We start from the raw sequence: 18,867 nt of genomic DNA, 5'->3' as shown, positions 1-18,867 counted from the left end.
AATCCTCCATTAGATGTAACAATATCTTCTTAAATTCGACCTATAACCAAACTAAATGAACAAAAGCACGGAAATAGAATTTGTTGGGCTACTGGAACAACACCAGAATATCCTTCATAAGATCTGCAAGCTATATGCTGCGGATTTGGATACGCACAAAGATCTTTTTCAGGAAATGGTCATTCAACTTTGGAAATCCTATCCATCATTCAAAGGCGATGCAAAATTTACGACCTGGGCATACCGGGTGGCTTTGAATACAGCGATTTCACTGTACCGCGGTACAAAACGAAAAATAACAACTGTAGATTGGAACAATTCCCTACAAAACATACGTTATGAAGAATATGACACAGAACAGGAAGAACAACTAAAAGCACTATACATGGCAGTAAGGCAATTGAATGATATCGAAAAGGCACTGGTGTACATGTATCTGGAAGACAAAGATTACGCTGAGATTTCCGAAACATTGGGTATTAGCGAAGTCAACGCTCGCGTGAAAATGAACCGCATAAAAACAAAGCTGAAAAGCATGATAAATCAGAACGGAGGTTATTAATGGATGGATTAGATTTATTAAAACAACACTGGAACGGAGATAATAATTTTCCGAAAATAGAAAGAAGTGAACTTCAAGCGATGTTGCATCGAAGCTCTTCGTCTATCGTAAAATGGATTTTTATTATTTGCTGTCTGGAATTTGCCTTGTGGCTAGCAGTTTCCTTTCTGGTACCAGTAGAAAAAGAAGAGTTCCTAATATTCCAGATAATAGATGGTATATACAACATTGCCTTCTACGCTGTTATCTTTTATTTCATCTTCCAGTTTTACAGTTTACTTATTAAAATAAAAACAACGAGCAGCACTAAAAAACTAATGGAGAGCATATTAGCAGTCCGCAAAAATGCACATCAGTACATTCAATTCAATATACTGGCGGCATACCTTGCATTTGCGCTACAGTTTATTCAACTAGTTATAGAAGAGTACCTCGGCGGGAATAGTTGGGGCGAAATGATTTTTGTAATCGTCTTAGGAGCAATTCTTTTCACCCTGTTTGGCCTATTATTTATCTGGTTATTTAAACTCTATTTCAAAGTGTTGTACGGCTTTCTCTTAAAAAAACTAAACAAAAACTATGATGAACTAACCCGTCTGGAAGAAGAGGTTAATTAACCCCGTCGGATTCGTTCTCCTTTAAAATACGCAAAAAATTTAGTCCCATTATCTTTGCTATGGCATCTTCTTTATAACCCCTTGCTAGTAGCGCTTTGGTCAAGTTCGGAAACTGAGACACATCTTCCAAATCTTGAGGAGGAGCCTCTATCCCATCGAAATCGGATCCAATGGCAACATGATCTATCCCGACCTGTTTGACGAGATATTCAATATGGTCGACCAATAGTGATAAGGGGGCGTTGGCTTGATACTTTTGCTCTTTTGTAAGCAAACTATATTGTTTTGAAACAGACATTCCTTGGGGAGCAACTCCGACATATTTGGCGTAAAGCCCCTTTACTTTCGCTTCATAATCTGAATCCAGGAAACCCGAATAAAAGTTGATCCCTATGACCCCTCCATTTTTCTTCAGCGCTGCCAATTGCTGATCATCCAGATTTCTAAAATGAGGAGTCAGTGTAGCTGCGTTGCTGTGTGAAACCAAAATAGGTTTAGTGCTGACTTCCAACACATCATAAAACAGCTTTTTACTACCGTGTGATAAATCCACCATCATGCCCAATTCGTTCATCTTTCGGATTATTGCACGCCCCTTCTTTGACAAGCCCCTTTGTTTAGATGCTATTTTATGGTCTTCAATCGCTGCGGCAGTAGCCCAAGATAGGTTATAGTTCCATGTAAGCGTCAAGTATCGGGCGCCACGCCGGTACAGTGCCTCAAGATTCGTAAGACTAGACTCGATCATATTTCCACCTTCAATACCTATCAGAGCTGCTACTTTACCTTGATCGTGTATGCGACTAATATCTTGCGCACTCTGGGCTAAGGCGATTTGGTCCGGATTACGCCGAATAACTTCTGATAAAGCATCAATCTGGTCATTAGCATGTTGAAAAGCTCCTTTCTGCCATCGTTTATCATCAGACCACACGGCAAACACCTGAACATCAACACCTCCTTCTATCAATCGAGGGATATCCGTATGCCCCTCTTGCAGTCTCTGACCAATATCTCGACCTAGTAGAATACTCTCGATAATTACATCGTTATGCCCATCGACAACAACGATCCTCTTGTGCAGCGCGTTATGATCTTGCGCCCACCCTACTGAACAACACAACCCGACTAAGCATAAAGAACTAAAAAATCGTATCATTTTGCTTCATTTATCGTTTCGTAGATAGCATCCTGTATCCGGCTCCTAACATTTAAATCATACAATTTGGTCGATACCTGAGGATGTACGCGATTGGACAAAAAGATATATATCAGCTGATGCTTCGGATCTATCCATATGCAGGTTCCTGTATACCCAGTATGACCATATACTGATGCATTAGCCAATCGGGAAGGATATTCTTTCTTAGGATCCAAATCTGCACGATCAAAGCCAAGTCCCCTACGACTCGTCTTAGACTGCTTAGAGGTAAAAAGATCTACTGTACCTGGTTTAAAATAACGAACACCACCATACTCTCCCCTATTGAGCAACAGCTGTCCATAGATGGCAAGATCATTGGCTGTAGAAAACAATCCAGCATGCCCCGCCACACCTCCAGCCATTGCAGCTCCTTGGTCATGAACATAACCTTCTAGTAATACCTTCCGAAAAGAAGTGTCATTTTCAGTAGGTATAATTCTGCTTTTTTCAAACCGTTCGCGCGGGTTATAACCTGCTCCTTTCATACCAATAGGCTGATATAAAATTTCCTGTATATAATCTTCCATGGGAATAGCTGTTTCATGCTCTGCTACTTCCTTCATCACATACATACTGATATCTGAGTAGACATAATTGCCAATAGGTTTCACAGCAGATTGTAGCATCTCCGGCCACATGACATCCCGATAATAATTATTCCGTAGATACGCATTGTCTGCGACCTTGACCTGATGAGACGCCGAAGCGACCGACTGCATGTCACCCGGTTTCAGATTACGATAGAAAGGGATGTACGGGGTAAAACCTGCTTCATGCAATAATACTGTTCGTAGCGTAATATTAGCTTTGTTACTTTGTCGCGCCTGCCACAAATAATGTCCCATCGTGCTATCCAGATTAATAATACCACTTTCCTGAAGATGCATGACTACAGGAGTAGTTCCAGCAATTTTACTCACTGACGCCAGGTCAAATATATCCGTAACCTTAGTCGCTTGGGTTTTATCGTAGGTATGGGTACCGTATGCCTTTTCAAAAATAACTTGCCCATTTTTAATAGCCATCACCACCATACCGGGCGCAGCCTTTTCACGAATAGCCTCTTCCGCAATCTGATCAATCTTTTGGCCCATTTTAGAAATGTTCAATCCCGATCCCTCGGAACTATACTGCAAGCGTGTCTGTTCCGTTCGATTTCCGGTTCCTCCCTCGGTAATCGAGAGACCACCAAAAACACTCATTGCCAGATTCCGCTGGGCTTCTTCAGAAAACTGTGGGTAGCTAAGCTCCGTAACGCGTCCTCCTAATAGCGGTGAGAACTGTTGCAATCGTCCTACACCATCTTCAAAACGACAAAGAATTATATCTTTACGATTTACCAAAGACTGTCGTAACATGTACAGCATCTGCTGATTCAGATCAGCCTCCGTGCCGGCCACGATGATCAGATTAAAATATTTGGTATCTTCATCATACCTTGAAAAATCAAAAGATGATATATCGGCATAACGCCCCAATTGCTCCACAAAAGTATTATACTTCCTCAAGTCTGGTGTCACTACTGCAATTTTGACCTTATCCAAGCGTTTTAAAGGAACAAGATGTCCTTTGTCATAAACCAACTTAGTTTTATTAGCAATAGTTTGCTTGTATTGTGCTTGGACAAATGGTATATCCAACAGAAAAAATGTCGTTAGCGCCCATAACGCCGTCAATAATCGAATCATGATAATAAGGTTTCTAAAGTAAATATAGTTAAAAGCTGCACAAAAACGCAATCAAACTATACAAACTATTGTTCCCTATCTATTACGACTCGTACAAGAGGTGCCTAACCTCCAACTTTTTCAGTACCTTTGGATCATGCCTGAGGTGGTTGAAAACAAAACTATTTTTTCTCTCTTAGAGGTAACGAAAAGCATCCAAAAGACCATTGCTGATCGTTACAAAAGTCTGTATTGGATCAAAGCGGAGATGAATAAACTTAACCACTATAAGCACTCAGGGCACTGTTATCCAGAACTTGTTGAAAAAAAAGACGGAAAAATTGTAGCTGAAATACGGTCCATACTCTGGAAGACAGACTTCGAGCGCATTAATCAGCAATTCATCCAGTTACTAAACGAGCCCTTGCGGGATGGGATCACTATTTTATTTCAAGCAGGCGTTTCTTACGACCCTCTATATGGCCTAAGTCTACGAATCGTGGATATAGACCCCACTTTTGTTCTGGGCGAACTTGAAAAAGAAAAAAAAGAAAGTATAGCACAACTCCACAAAGAAGGATTATTCGATGCTAACAAAAATCTTCCTTTCCCGATGGTACCCAAAAGACTTGCTATAATATCTGTCGAAACGAGCAAAGGTCTTTCCGATTTTTTTAAAATAATCGCACATAACCCTTGGGGATACAAAATTGAAACCACGCTCTACCCAGCCTTATTACAAGGCGACAAATCCATTCCTTCTATCATTCGCCAACTCGCTGTGATCGCCGAACATCTGGAAAAATATGATGCTGTCGCAATTATCCGTGGAGGTGGGGGTGAAGTTGGTTTATCAAGCTATAACAACTACGCGCTTGCCAAAGCAATTGCTATTTTCCCTATCCCTATCTTGACAGGGATAGGTCACTCTACCAATGAGACCGTAAGCGAAATGGTGGCTTTTAAGAATGCGATAACCCCTAGTGAGCTGGCTGATTTTTTGATTCAGAAATTTCATAACTTCGCCATCCCTGTAGATCAAGCACAAGAACGTCTTGTCTTTCTTGCACAAGAGACTTTTGGGCATCAAAGGAAACAACTCATAGAATTCGCACAGATTATTTCCTGGAACAGCAAACAGAAACTATCTTCCGAACAACATCAGATTCAGATGCTATCCCAAAGAGCTCAACTGTTTAGCCGCCAGATTTTAAAAGAGCAAAAAGAGACCCTGAAAGGTATCGAACGAATCGTAAACATGGCAGACCCTAAACTACTTCTAAAAAAAGGCTTCAGCATAACTCGGATCAATGGAAAAGCAATAACCTCACAACAACAAGTTAATGAAGGGGACACCATAGAAACAAGTTACGCTGATGGTATATTATCAAGTAAAATAATTTCAAAAACTTAATAACAAATGGAATCAAACTATACCTACAGCGATGCTGTTAATGAGTTACAGCAGATCGTTTCGGAGATAGAGACAGGTGATGTCAATGTAGATGAGTTAGCAGATAAGATAAAGCGGGCATCCCAATTAATCCATATCTGCAAATCAAAGTTGACCGCATCGGAGGAAGAAGTAAACACATTGCTGGCCAAGCTTCAAGAGACAAGTGGCAGGGATACCAATCCCGAATAACAATCCTATTTTGAAAATTGTGTTAGTTTTCCATTCGACATTCCCAAACATAAATACAATTTTTCGGTTTATATTTCCTCTATAAAAGAATCTTAATGGATGAGGAGAGCTACAAGATTCGCTTTTATATTACGACGCATTATGTTGTCGGGAAAGGCGAATTTATGTAGGTTTGTAAATAAATTTAGCCCGTGATTTAGAAAGTCCTAAATCATTGTATTGGTCTGGTTCATATTATGAAGGCTTTCACCAAACTACTTTTTATCTTTGTAGTCTCTTGCTTATCCGCCCTACAAATAGCGACGGCACAGGATCTCATTCCTCCGACACTCAAGGTATCAGATCGATCTTTTGCAATCATTGTAGACAAAACAACATTTGAACAATGTAAAAAAGACATTCTAACGTATAAAATGGCTATTGAGTCCAACCAGCTACCTACATACATTATCGCTCACACTTGGAAAAATCCAGAACAGGTAAAAAAAGAAATACAACTCCTTTATAATAACTCCAAATTAGAAGGTGTTATTTTGATCGGAGATATTCCAATTCCTATCATACACAAAGCGCAACACCTCACAAACAGTGTTGATCCTGTTCCTTCTGACCGTTTTTACGATGACTTTGCACTTCCTTTCGAGTTTGTGGAACAAAGTAAAACCAACCCTGCCCTTTTCATTTACAATCTGGGAGGGTCAACTACTAATGGTGTCAAATCCAACATCTATTCGGCACGGATCAAACCCTTGACGACGAACACTACAGGAGCAAACAAATACCAACAGATTTCCGCTTACCTCCGAAAAGCAGCAAATAGACATCAGCAAAATAATAGTATAGATCATATTTTGTCTTATACAACGGTAAACAGTCCCTACAGTCCGCTGTCGACCTATGCCTCTGAATCGCTTTGTCTGGAAGAGCATTTTCCGCTTACTTTGAACACAAACACCCAAATACAGAGCTACAATGGAAGGTATCACAATTTTAGCGAGGAGGAAACAATCAATCTCTTCCAAAAGAATAGATTGGATATCGCCCTAGTACAACTAGATCCTGAGAAAGATTCTATTACTCCTGTTGATAAAATGTTTGCTATCCCGGCTCAAAAAAAAGTGAAACCAAATCCAATATTTACGGTCTTTTCAGGCAATCAGAGGGGCGATTTCACAGCTCCGGCATACACTGCGGGACAATTTATATTCTCCGAAGGACAGTCGATCACTGTGCTAGCCAACACCGTAAATTCTTCAAGTCCTAAACATCCTTTGCACCTGATAGGGCTTCTACATATGGGGATTAACATTGGCCGTTGGGCGCAGCTAAACAATAGTCTAGAATCACATATCATCGGCGACCCTACACTATGCTTTGTCAATAGCAGCACAGATTCTGTCTGCGTTTTTCTAGATGAAAAAAGTAACAAAAAACTATTAGAAGCACTCCCTAAAGTAAAATCAGCTGATGCAAAAAGCTTAATTATCACACAACTATTCGCCAACAGATATGAAGATATTTCCAAACTGCTGACTAAAGAGTATGAGACTTCGGACTCTCCATCCGTACGTTATACCTGTATATCGATCGGGCTACAGCAGGGAAGTGATACAAAAACAACATTATTGAAAAAAGGAATCAAAGATTCCGATGAATTAATCCGCGGATATGTCATTCATACCATGGCGAAGATCGGAGACCCTTCCTTCATACCTTCACTTATAGAAGCTTACATTGAAAATCAACACTCCACCTACGTCTTAGCACAAGTAAGGATGGCATTACATGCTTTTAACAAGGAGTTGATCAAAAACATAGCTGAACCGGCCTTCGCCACGGCAGTGTTTGCAGACATAGCTAAAGAAAAGGAACGATTTTATGAAGAACAACTCAAAAGTCCTTATGCAGAAATCGATAAAAGTATCTTTGACAACAGACCTGTTGTCCGCAAACAGGGCATCGCTGCATTGCGGATTGTCAACTACCACCCCTCTATAGACCGTTATCTGGAATTCGTACGCAACAGCAAAATCGATGTAGACCTACGGATAGCTATGCTAGAGTCTTTAACAGGATTTGGAGATTCTTACCGCAAATCTGAAATTATTGCAGCCTGCCAAGAACTTATTGTAGATACTAGACATTCCCGTAAATTGCGGGATGAGGCGCGCAGAACTTTAAACACAATTCGCTAATGTACAAGCATTTCTTATCTCTCCTAGCTTTTTTCTGTACGCTGCTATCGAGTTATGCGCAGTTGAAAATTGAAAAACCGACACTAACGTCTACCAATAAAGCTTTTGCTATTGTAATTGATGAAGAATCGTATTTACACACAAAAGATGCAGTAAAGGTTTATCAAAAAGCAGTAGAGAGTGATGGGACTCCAACTTACATTATTTCAGGCACATTTGCTCGGCCAGATGATGTCAAGAAAGAGATTCTGAAACTCTACAAAACAAAACAGTCATTAGAGGGTGTTGTCTTCATTGGTGACATACCTATCCCGGTTATTTTGAATAATAGTCACAGAAACCAATCTGGAATAGCTTCCGATCGCTTTTATGATGATTTTAGTCTTAATTTTGAATATGTAAAACAAGACGACAACCAGAAATTAGTTCATTTCTACAATCTGGCAATTTCCCCTAGTAGACTATATCCAAGTATATATTCCGCCCGCATTTATTATCCGAAACTCCGTAAAGAAGAGACATATGAGGCGCTGAATAGCTATCTCGCAAAAGTTTCACGCATGCGAAGAGACAATATTCTAGACCACGTTGTTACATCCACAGAAGCAAAGTTCTATTCTGGTTGTCCGATCGCCCTAAAAGACGAGCTTAAAGCTTATAAAGAATATTTCCCGTTTTTAAAGAAACAAGTTGGAGACCTAAAACAGTTAGATTTTGACGCAAACCTGATCGCTAATGAAATGTACAGAAAGGAGGTTGATCTATTTTTCCTCAGAGCAGACTCTACTCCGGCGTTCACTCATTCTGCGATCAATCGTCAGATTACACAACCTCAGTATATATTTTTAGATATTGATTCAGCTGGAGCTTTTAACCACTTCGACTATACAGCCGCCAATTATATTTTCAATTCGGGTAATACAATCGCTACATGGGCAAATTCGGGATCGATTTCTAAAGAGGGATGGTCTATAAATGCAATTGGTTTGCTCTCCTATGGCGTAAGACTGGGCCATGTACACAACTTAAACTTAGCACTAGGAACTCACCTATTTGGCGATCCCACTTCTCATTTCCGCACTCTGGATACTGAAAAATTGAATGAAAAGATCGCCTCTGAAAACAATAATACGTATTGGACTAACTTAATAAAAAAGAACAATCCAACCTATCAAAACCTAGCATTATCAAAGTTGGACTCTAAAGGTTCGGATTTTTCTAAAACGCTATTATCAGAATTCAACAATTCGCCTTACCGCACTGTGCGACTACAAGCGCTCTATCTGTTGGCGGCCTGCAACAATGACGATTTCGCAACAGCTGTATCAAAAGGACTGACAGATGAATATGAAATGATTGCCCAGCAATCCGCAAATTATGCAGCTAAGATTGGAGATACCTCGCTAATAGCTCCTTTAGCCTATGTCTCGATAAATGACAAATCAAGATTACGTGTACAACAAACTGTTAATAAAGCTCTTGATGTATTCGACAAACGCTTGGTCGAAGCGTCTCTAACCCAGGCTCTGCGGAGTAGTAACCGAATCGGCAAGGAGGAAGAAATAACCGCGATTAGATCCTCCTTTTCACAAAAGAACGCTTCAGAACTTGCCTTAGAAAAACTATTGGATAAAGCTGCCCCCACCGTCGAACGTCTTGCACAGCTAAACTTGTTACGAAGCGGTAATTACCACGAACACATTCGCTCTTACCTCGCTTTAATAGCCGATAAAAACGAAACTATTGAACTCCGAGTCGCCCTGACTGGTATAATCGGGGATTTTATATATTCACGGGAACGAAATAATATTATCTTGAATTGTCAAGCTATTCTAAAAACCAAGATTCCCAAAGAATTAAAAAACGAAATAGGACGAACCCTAATGACGCTGGGGTATATATATCCATAGGAAAGCCAACAAAAAGCAATATTAAATCGATAAGATATTATCTTAGGTCGAGTATACGGATTCAACGTACTTTTTAAAGTTATCCAAAATAGCCTGCCAACCGTCTCGTTGCATATCTACTGGATTTTCAGTTTCTGGTTCGAAGCGAATATACAATCTTGTGTGTTGTTGGTCTGACTCGAAATCCATTTCGACTTTCCGACCATCAGACATGGTATAGGCTATTCTCTTAAAGGGTTTCAATTCGGTATAAACACCTTCAAAATCAAACGCGAAACTACCGTCTTTAGCCTCCATCCGATTTTTAAACTTTCCGCCTATTCGCAGATCATTGATAGAACTGGTACAATGCCAATCGTCCGAAGCATGGTTCCACTGCATAATATCCTCAGCAGAGTTGTAAGCATTCCATACGGTCTCTACACGCGCATTGATGTGAGCTTCTATTGCTACAAGTTTCATTATTTATAGTCTTTGTTCCTTGTTATTAACAAACCTAATCCGAATTTGTTGTTAACCTGAGCTCAATTGAAATTAAACGTCACTCAGCACCAGCGAAATAAGTACTCCACAAGGTTCCCGAGTATCCGAAGGTCTGTTAACTGTAAAAGATTCTCTGGGAATACAAACGCATCGCTTAATCAATAAAAACTTTCATGATTCCACTGGATCACCAACAGGCATGAACCGAACCCGATTGTAGCGGGTGAGCTCTTGAATGCCTACGATAAAGAACACTGTGATGAAAAAAGTTCTTGATGTCCTTAAAGAACAAACACTTTCAGAAAAAAATAGCGGGAGTCCCTTCGCTTGGCGTCTTAGAAATGCGTAACTTTGAAAGTTATGCAAAATAAGAAGGAGCACAATCCAAAATCTCATATCCAAATCAAAGGGGCACGTGTCAACAACCTGAAAAACATCGATGTTGACATTCCAAAAAACAAACTGGTCGTGATCACAGGCATGTCCGGTTCTGGCAAATCGTCTTTGGCTTTTGACACCTTGTATGCCGAAGGGCAGCGTCGTTATGTGGAGAGTTTATCTTCCTATGCACGCCAATTTATGGGGAGAATGCACAAACCGGAAGTGGATTATATTAAAGGTATCGCCCCAGCAATTGCTATTGAACAAAAAGTGATCACAAGCAATCCAAGATCTACCGTAGGGACATCTACAGAGATTTATGACTACCTCAAACTACTTTTTGCCCGTATTGGGAAAACCTACTCACCCGTTTCAGGCGAGGTCGTGTCTAAGGATTCCGTTTCTTCTATTGTGGATAAAATTTTAACTTACCCTGTAGACTCCACCATCACGCTATTCAGCCCCTTACACCCGACCAATGGTCGCAAATTAAAAGAGGAATTGTCTTTACTACTCCAAAAGGGATTTGTCCGTGTTTTTTTTAACGGCAAGGTAGAAAAAGTAGAGTCAATTATTGAAGATAAATCGGTTTCGAACAAAAGTTTTAAAGAGGGGGATATTGAAATTGTAATAGACCGAATCCGCCTAGATGGCGAAGATGATACAACTACTCGTCTTGCGGATTCGATACAGACGGCATATTTTGAAGGGAAAGGTGAATGTGCTGTAGATATCGAAGGACAACGCTTTTCATTTTCCGATAAGTTTGAACTAGACGGCATCACATTTGAAGAGCCTACACCTAACTTTTTCAGTTTTAACAACCCTTTTGGTGCTTGTCGCCGTTGCGAGGGATATGGCAAGGTAATCGGCATTGACCCTGACTTGGTCATTCCCGATAAAAGCAAGTCAGTATACGATGGTGCGTTAGCGCCTTGGCGCGGTGAAAAAATGGGCACTTGGCTTGATGCCCTTGTTGCTACCGCTATAAAATTTGATTTCCCTATACATCGGGCTTATGCTGATTTGACAACAGCGCAACAAGAATTACTCTGGACAGGTAATAAATATTTCAGAGGCTTGAATGATTTTTTCCAAGAGCTAGAAGAACAGACCTATAAAATTCAATATCGGGTCATGCTCTCTCGCTACCGTGGTAAAACTGACTGTCCAGAATGTAAAGGCAGTCGCCTACGTAAAGACGCTACTTATGTCAAAATCGCGGGCAAGTCTATTGTAGATCTTGTGTTGCTTCCTATAGATCAAGCGTTGCTGTTTTTCAACAGTTTGAACCTCTCAGCAAATGATGCCAAGATTGCTAAGCGTCTGTTATGGGAGATCATAAACCGCATTCAGTTTTTGTGTGATGTAGGTTTGAGTTACCTAACCTTGAATCGTCTCAGTAATACCCTCTCCGGAGGAGAATCACAACGGATCAATTTAGCGACATCTCTTGGTAGTTCCTTGGTTGGATCTATTTATGTACTGGATGAACCCAGTATCGGTCTTCATCCTAAAGATACCCAAAAGCTTATTACTGTGCTGAAGTCGCTACGCGATATTGGCAACACGGTGATCGTTGTCGAACACGAGCAGGAAATGATGGAAGCTGCAGACTATCTGATTGACATTGGACCTGAGGCTGGCATCAATGGAGGTGAGCTCATTTTTTCCGGAAACTACGAACAGATTCTAAAAGATAAAAAATCACTCACAGGACAATACCTAAGTGGTAAGATGGAAATTGCGATACCCCAACACCGGCGCAAATGGACTGATGCTATCACTATAAAAGGAGCCAGAGAGAATAATTTAAAAGGTGTTACAGTAGATTTTCCACTTCATGTATTTACTGTGGTGACTGGTGTCTCTGGCTCTGGCAAAACATCACTGGTAAAACGCATCCTTTACCCAGCTCTTCAGAAGACCATGGGTAATTACTCGGGTGAACAAACCGGGCAGTTTGATGGCATAGAAGGTGATATCCAACAGATTGAACAAGTAGAAATGGTGGATCAGAATCCAATAGGCCGATCTTCTCGTTCCAATCCAGTCACCTACGTGAAAGCTTGGGATGAAATCCGTGCATTGTACGCCAACCTTCCTGCTGCAAAAGCCGGAGGATTAAAACCAGCGGCTTTTTCATTCAATGTAGAAGGCGGGCGCTGTGATATCTGCCAAGGAGACGGTGAGGTAAAAATTGAAATGCAATTTATGGCCGACATTGTACTGCCATGTGAAGCCTGTGGTGGTAAGCGATTTAAACAACATGTCTTAGATGTACAATACCAAGAAAAATCGGTATCAGATATCCTCGAACTTAGCGTAGATGAGGCACTGATTTTCTTCAAAGATCAACCGAAAGTACTGGCAAAATTACAACCTTTACAGGATGTTGGTTTGGGGTATATCAAGTTGGGGCAATCTTCTAGCACACTATCCGGAGGAGAGGCTCAACGGATAAAACTGGCCTCCTTCTTAATCAAAGGGAATAACAGTAAGAAAACCTTGTTTATTTTCGATGAACCGACAACAGGCCTACACTTTAATGATATACAGAAATTACTCAAGTCTTTCGACGCACTGATTGCATTAGGTAATAGCATACTGGTGATAGAGCATAATATGGATATGATTAAGTCTGCAGACTGGGTCATCGATATCGGTCCCGGTGGTGGCGAAAATGGTGGACAGGTTGTTTTTGCTGGCACTCCAGAAAATCTAACGTCTTGTAAAGAAAGTTTTACTGGTCAATTTCTTATTAATCACCTTAAAAAGGGTTAATTTGTATTTCAACAAAACCTTAAACAGATGTGGTGTTCTTCTAAATCACTTTTTAGAGACGCTTCATTGCCTTTAAAACAGTTATTCCAATGAGAAAATATATTATCTTCTTTTTTGCACTTGCTTTGACGGCTGTCAAAGATGTAAACGCTCAAGTAGAACGGCCTAAATTGGTAGTCGGATTGATGGTAGACCAAATGCGCTGGGATTATTTATACCGCTTTGCAGACCGCTATGGCAACGATGGATTTAAAAGGATTCTTAAGGAGGGATTTTCTTGTGAAAATACGTTAATAAATTATATACCAACCTACACTGCTATCGGACATAGCTCGGTATATACGGGTTCCGTTCCGTCTATTCACGGTATTGCCGGCAACGATTGGATCATCCAATCTACTGGCCAACCTATGTATTGTACGCAAGATGACAATGTACAGGGAGTAGGCACAACAGAGAAAGAGGGAAAACAATCTCCTCGAAATCTATTGGCATCTACAATCACCGATCAACTCAAATTGGCGACCAACTTTCAATCAAAGGTAATTGGTATCGCCATTAAAGACCGCGGTGGTATCCTCCCTGCAGGACACTTTGCTGATGCTGCTTACTGGTTTGAAGCCAAATCAGGAGACTGGATATCCAGCACCTTCTATATGAAAGACCTACCGAAATGGGTCAGTAAATTCAACAAACAGAAGCTTCCTGAAAAATACCTTAAGCAAGACTGGAATACGCTATATCCGCTCAAAACCTATACAAATAGTATTGCCGACGACAACGTCTATGAAGGTAAATGGCCTGGCGAAAAATCTCCAACATTTCCAAGAAAAACATCGGAACTGATGAAAGATGCAGGCTATGAATTGATAAAAACAACACCACAGGGGAATACGTTGACACTCGATTTTGCAAAAGCGGCAATCGAGCATGAAAACTTGGGAAACAACCTAACAAATAACACAGATTTTCTTTGCGTCAGTCTATCGGCTACAGATTACGTTGGGCACCGTTATTCTTTATCTGCCGTAGAGATTGAAGACACCTATTTACGCCTAGATCGCGATATTGCAGACTTTTTAGCTTATCTAGATAAGACTGTCGGTAAAGGGAATTATACTTTTTTCTTGACAGCCGACCACGCAGCTTCTTATAATCCGTTATACTATACCGACCAAAAAGGAAATGGAGGCTATCTCTTTACTAGGCAGATACAGCGTGAATTAAATAACGAATTACAGGGAAAATTCGGTTCCGATAAACTTGTCCGTAGCTTGATGAATTATCAGGTTCATCTAGACTATAAATTAATTGATTCGCTGGATCTAGACATAAATCAGGTAAAAAGAACCATCATTAAAAATCTAAAAAGCCAGGACGGTATTGCCTACGTAGTGGATATGGAAGAGGGAGAAAACATGTTTTTACCAGCCCCTATACGCGAGAAAATAATCAATGGGTACAACCGCAAAAATAGTGGAGCTATCCAGATTATCGCAGAACCGCAGTGGTATTCAGGCACTCCACGTAGTACAGGCACCACACATGGTGTATGGTCTTCTTACGACTCACACATCCCATTATTATTTATGGGCTGGGGTATCAAACCTGGTGTGAGCAATCGATCCGTTCAAGTCGTAGACATTGCTCCTACGCTAGCATCGTTGCTTCATGTTATGGAGCCTAACGGTAATATAGGTCACACCATTGTTGAGGTCTTGGGACAATAGTAAGTTGTCGTATTATTTCGTATTTTTGAGGCTACAGAATACAGATTATGATTTCGAAGAAAACTAAATATGCGATAAAAGCCCTCATGGTGCTAGGTCGGAATTATGGCAATGAGCCGATGCAAATTGTCAAGATAGCAGAGGAGGAACGTATCCCCAAAAAGTTTTTGGAACAAATCCTGTTGGAAATGCGCAACGCAGGGATTTTGTACTCTAAAAAAGGTGCCGGTGGTGGTTACAGCCTAAATAAGGCCCCAGAAGACATTTATCTATCTCAGGTAATGCGCCTCATTGATGGGCCTATTGCTTTGTTACCTTGTGTTAGTCTTAATTTCTACAGATCCTGTGAAGAATGTACCGAAGAACATGCCTGTGGCATTCGAGACACCTTTGTAGATGTGCGTAATGCCATGCTACAGATCTTAAACGACACCAGTGTCGCCCATTTAATTAATAAAGAAAAGGAATTGAGTTTGGATTAGGTTTATAGTATAGTTTAACCGTTACGTAAAAGAAAAGCTCCTCAAGTAAATTGAGGAGCTTTTTTAATCTCTTTATAATTTTATCTCTTCATCCTTTGAATTGAAGAAATGAAATTCTGTTAAATAATAGGATTGAACAGGTTTTACCTTTATCCATTTCCCATATTTCAAAAACCACTTGACTCGCTTAGAGATAAACCCAGATTTAATGTAGGCATCTATATAAGGGTGTACACATAACGATACTCCCTTTTCGTTTTGCTCTTCGAGAATAAAACTCAAGTTGTTTTCAATGTCATCAAGCAATACTATACTTGACCTAATTTCTCCCGTACCATCACAAGCAGGACACTTCTCATTTGTCACTACACTCATTTCTGGACGCACGCGCTGTCGCGTGATTTGTACCAAGCCGAATTTACTCGGCGGAAGTATGGTATGACGAGCTCTATCTACATTCATACATTCCTTTAGATAGGTATACAGCTCTTTTCTATTTTGAGGCTTGTGCATGTCGATAAAGTCTATTACAACTATACCTCCCATGTCTCGCAATCGTAATTGTCTCGCAATTTCTCTTGCTGCTTCCTTGTTTACTAAGAGCGCATTATCTTCTTGGTTTTCTTTACTCGCAATCCGGTTTCCACTATTTACGTCAATGACGTGCAATGCCTCCGTATGTTCTATTACTAAATAGGCACCACCTTGCAAATTAACCGTCTTGCCAAAAGCTGCCTTAATCTGCTTTTCGACACCAAAGTGATCAAAGATTGGCTCTTTATGCTTATAAAGTTTTACAATCTTCTCCAGCTCCGGCGAAATCTCCTGTACATATGACTTTGTTTCTTCATATATAACAGGATCATTAACATATATATGAGTGAACTCGTCAGTGAGCAAGTCTCTCAAAATGGTAGATGCTCTATCCATTTCGCCTAAGACTTTCTGTGGCGGTTCAGCTTTTTTAAGGCGCTTGGTAAAAAGCTCCCACTTCGAAATCAAATCGAGAAGGTCCTTCTGGAGTTCTTCAACTCCTTTTCCTTCAGAGACCGTACGTATGATGACTCCAAAGTTTGCAGGTTTAATACTTTCTACAATCTTTTTGAGTCGTGAGCGCTCGGCACTTCCTTTGATTTTCTTGGAAATGGAAACAGAACTTGAAAAAGGCACAAGTACGACAAAACGTCCAGCGATGGATAAATCCGAGCTAAGTCGCGGACCTTTTGTTGATATTGGCTCTTTTGCTATCTGTACAGGCAATAATACGTTCCGGCTTAATACTTCCGAAATCTTACCCGCCTTATCGATATCCTTTTCAAGCTTTAGACTATTAAGCAGATTCTCTTGATAACTGCCGTTCTTTACTACTCGCGTAAGCTTAAGTAAGGATTGTACTTGCGGTCCTAAATCCAGATAATGCAAAAAGGCATCTTTGTCGTAGCCTACATCTACAAATGCTGCATTCAATCCAGGCATGATTTTCTTGATTCGGCCAAGATATATATCCCCTACCGAAAAATGATTGTCTACCTGTTCCTTATTTAATTCTACAAGTTGCTTGTCCTGTAGTAAAGCAATAGTCACCCCGTTTTCGGGGGTCGAATCGATAATTAATTCCTTTACCAACAGCTACTAAATTTGGGGACAATAGTACCTCGCGTACTATCTTATATCATCCCAATGAAACATAAACTTGTTTAATGAAAAAATACAATCTACGATAAACAACTAAGTTTACCATAGATTGTATAGCGCCTTTGGAAATAAATCTCCTTAGACTATCAACAAGAACTATTTTTTCTTGTGTCTATTTTTTCTTAAACGTTTTTTACGTTTGTGAGTAGCCATTTTGTGTCTTTTTCTTTTTTTTCCGCTTGGCATAGCTTTAATGTTTTTAAATAATGTTAATGAATCTTGTTAATTATTATTTACTCAATGCTTCAATCTGACGATCGATATACTGAGATAAGGTCGGATCTGCTGCTATTTCCTTGCTTTTTTGATAAGCAGCTATAGCTTCGTTCTTAAGACCGATTTTTTCGTAGCTTGTAGCTAAATAAAAGTAAGACTCTGCATCCGGTTTTACTTCAATTACAGTTTTGAAACGCTCAATTGCTTTATCAAACTGCTGAGAACGTATAGAGAATAAACCTAACGTTTTATTTGCTTCTACATTTTTTGGTTCTACCGCAACAACTTCTCTAAGTAACGCTATACCAGCCATAGGATTATTTGACCCTGTGACAAGCGCTGCACCTAGTCCCATCTTCGCAGGTAGACTATTGGCATCCAATTCCACTGCTTTTTCATAAGCAGCAATAGCAAACTTATTCAATTCTGCAGCCATCATCGTATCCTGTTGATTGGTATAACCAGCACGAAAAGCATCTCCTGCCTTCAACCAGTATTCAAATTTTGGAGCGATCTGAGCCAACTCCTGATAGATGAATGCCTGTGGAATAGGTTTTGCTACATCGTCCCACTTAGCCACTAACTGTTCTAGAAGCGCGACTTTTTGTTCACCTTCTGCTTTCTCAGCCTGAGCTTCAATTGCGGAAATATCTTGGGATAGAGAAGAATTAATACCTTGTTTTGCTAATTCAGAAACACTCTTTAATGTATACATAGAAGATGGTTTCTCTGCGCTAGCTTCTGTTTTGCCCTGCTCCTTATCAACCAAACCTTTAATAGGCTGGGCCAATAAGCCCCCCATTAGTACAACGACTAATACAATTACTACTATTTGTTTGGTATTAAGCATAGGGCGAATTTAACTATTTTTTTACTTTATTACCATTTTTCACTTTCTCAACAAAAACTTTTGCTGGTTTGAAACTAGGCACGAAGTGCTCAGGGATAATAATCGCTGTGTTTTTGGAAATATTACGCGCCGTCTTTTCTGCTCTCTTTTTTACTACAAAACTTCCAAACCCTCTAACGTATACATTCTCTCCTTCAATCATCGCATTTTTAACAACTTTGAAAAACGCTTCAACCGTTTCTTGTACATCAACCTTCTCTAAGCCAGTCTTGTTAGAGATTTCTGCAATAATTTCTGCTTTAGTCATATCTATTATTCTGTAATTATATTATTCCTCCTAAACCCACATTTGGGGTTGCAAAATTATCTTTTTTAAATGAGCTTTAAAAATATTTCGGATCATTTATCCAACATATTTTTTTCATTTTCAAACGATTACCCCGAAA

The 18,867-nt window shown here is 40.0% G+C and carries 15 protein-coding genes; 9 read left to right on the top strand and 6 right to left on the bottom strand.

Features of this window, described 5'->3' with window-relative positions:
* Nucleotides 1-55 precede the first annotated feature (55 nt).
* Entirely contained in the window at nt 56-562 is a 507-nt protein-coding gene (locus tag B5X76_RS18970) for an RNA polymerase sigma factor (protein WP_079645501.1), read from the top strand.
* Nucleotides 562-1,179, top strand: coding sequence for a hypothetical protein (locus B5X76_RS18965; RefSeq protein ID WP_079645500.1), 618 nt, complete (start codon nt 562-564; stop codon nt 1,177-1,179). The genes B5X76_RS18970 and B5X76_RS18965 overlap by 1 nt, the downstream gene beginning before the upstream one ends.
* Here the strand turns inward: B5X76_RS18965 and B5X76_RS18960 are convergent.
* Together B5X76_RS18960 and B5X76_RS18955 are read right to left on the bottom strand one after the other, a co-directional pair.
* Complete coding sequence (locus B5X76_RS18960) at nt 1,172-2,338, bottom strand: dipeptidase (protein WP_079645499.1); 1,167 nt, start codon at nt 2,336-2,338, stop codon at nt 1,172-1,174. The two genes, B5X76_RS18965 and B5X76_RS18960, sit on opposite strands and share 8 nt — an antisense overlap.
* Nucleotides 2,335-4,071, bottom strand: coding sequence for a serine hydrolase domain-containing protein (locus tag B5X76_RS18955; RefSeq protein ID WP_079645498.1), 1,737 nt, complete (start codon nt 4,069-4,071; stop codon nt 2,335-2,337). The genes B5X76_RS18960 and B5X76_RS18955 overlap by 4 nt, the downstream gene beginning before the upstream one ends.
* A 100-nt stretch (nt 4,072-4,171) precedes the next feature.
* Here B5X76_RS18955 and xseA point away from each other — a divergent pair, with 100 nt between their 5' ends.
* From xseA to B5X76_RS18935, 4 genes are all read left to right on the top strand, one after another.
* Nucleotides 4,172-5,464, top strand: a complete 1,293-nt coding sequence (gene xseA / locus B5X76_RS18950; protein ID WP_245801095.1) for an exodeoxyribonuclease VII large subunit — start codon at nt 4,172-4,174, stop codon at nt 5,462-5,464.
* A gap of 6 nt (nt 5,465-5,470) precedes the next feature.
* Complete coding sequence (gene xseB, locus B5X76_RS18945) at nt 5,471-5,695, top strand: exodeoxyribonuclease VII small subunit (RefSeq protein WP_079645496.1); 225 nt, start codon at nt 5,471-5,473, stop codon at nt 5,693-5,695.
* 236 nt (nt 5,696-5,931) lie between these two features.
* Nucleotides 5,932-7,890 carry a HEAT repeat domain-containing protein gene (locus tag B5X76_RS18940; RefSeq protein WP_079645495.1) on the top strand — a complete coding sequence of 653 codons (1,959 nt, stop codon included), beginning with the start codon at nt 5,932-5,934 and terminating at the stop codon, nt 7,888-7,890.
* On the top strand, nt 7,890-9,800 hold the full coding sequence (locus B5X76_RS18935) for a HEAT repeat domain-containing protein (protein ID WP_079645494.1): 1,911 nt from the start codon (nt 7,890-7,892) through the stop codon (nt 9,798-9,800). Before B5X76_RS18940 ends, B5X76_RS18935 begins: the two co-directional genes overlap by 1 nt.
* Before the next feature lie 42 nt (nt 9,801-9,842).
* On the opposite strand, the gene B5X76_RS18930 is transcribed toward B5X76_RS18935, so the two are convergent.
* Nucleotides 9,843-10,262 (bottom strand): SRPBCC family protein, encoded by a 420-nt coding sequence (locus tag B5X76_RS18930; protein ID WP_079645493.1) that lies wholly within the window; start codon nt 10,260-10,262, stop codon nt 9,843-9,845.
* A gap of 381 nt (nt 10,263-10,643) precedes the next feature.
* On the opposite strand from B5X76_RS18930, the gene uvrA reads away from it, so the two are divergent.
* The 3 genes from uvrA (at nt 10,644) to B5X76_RS18915 (ending at nt 15,660) form a co-directional block, all read left to right on the top strand.
* Complete coding sequence (uvrA, locus tag B5X76_RS18925) at nt 10,644-13,448, top strand: excinuclease ABC subunit UvrA (protein WP_079645492.1); 2,805 nt, start codon at nt 10,644-10,646, stop codon at nt 13,446-13,448.
* Between the two features lie 89 nt (nt 13,449-13,537).
* On the top strand, nt 13,538-15,178 hold the full coding sequence (gene pafA / locus B5X76_RS18920; RefSeq protein WP_079645491.1) for an alkaline phosphatase PafA: 1,641 nt from the start codon (nt 13,538-13,540) through the stop codon (nt 15,176-15,178).
* Between the two features lie 47 nt (nt 15,179-15,225).
* Nucleotides 15,226-15,660, top strand: coding sequence for an RrF2 family transcriptional regulator (locus B5X76_RS18915; RefSeq protein ID WP_079645490.1), 435 nt, complete (start codon nt 15,226-15,228; stop codon nt 15,658-15,660).
* 72 nt (nt 15,661-15,732) lie between these two features.
* Here B5X76_RS18915 and B5X76_RS18910 read toward each other — a convergent pair whose 3' ends face one another.
* From B5X76_RS18910 to B5X76_RS18900, 3 genes are all read right to left on the bottom strand, one after another.
* Nucleotides 15,733-17,286, bottom strand: coding sequence for an Rne/Rng family ribonuclease (locus B5X76_RS18910; RefSeq protein WP_079645489.1), 1,554 nt, complete (start codon nt 17,284-17,286; stop codon nt 15,733-15,735).
* Between the two features lie 298 nt (nt 17,287-17,584).
* Nucleotides 17,585-18,421 (bottom strand): tetratricopeptide repeat protein, encoded by an 837-nt coding sequence (locus B5X76_RS18905; RefSeq protein WP_079645488.1) that lies wholly within the window; start codon nt 18,419-18,421, stop codon nt 17,585-17,587.
* Between the two features lie 13 nt (nt 18,422-18,434).
* The gene (locus B5X76_RS18900) at nt 18,435-18,728 is read right to left on the bottom strand and encodes an HU family DNA-binding protein (protein ID WP_079645487.1); all 294 of its coding nucleotides are present in this window, start codon (nt 18,726-18,728) and stop codon (nt 18,435-18,437) included.
* Nucleotides 18,729-18,867 lie beyond the last annotated feature (139 nt).

Source organism: Sphingobacterium nematocida (assembly GCF_900168125.1).
GTDB classification, from domain to species: domain Bacteria; phylum Bacteroidota; class Bacteroidia; order Sphingobacteriales; family Sphingobacteriaceae; genus Sphingobacterium; species Sphingobacterium nematocida.
Note: the sequence above shows the minus strand (reverse complement) of the source record. Positions and strands in the feature narration are given on the sequence as shown.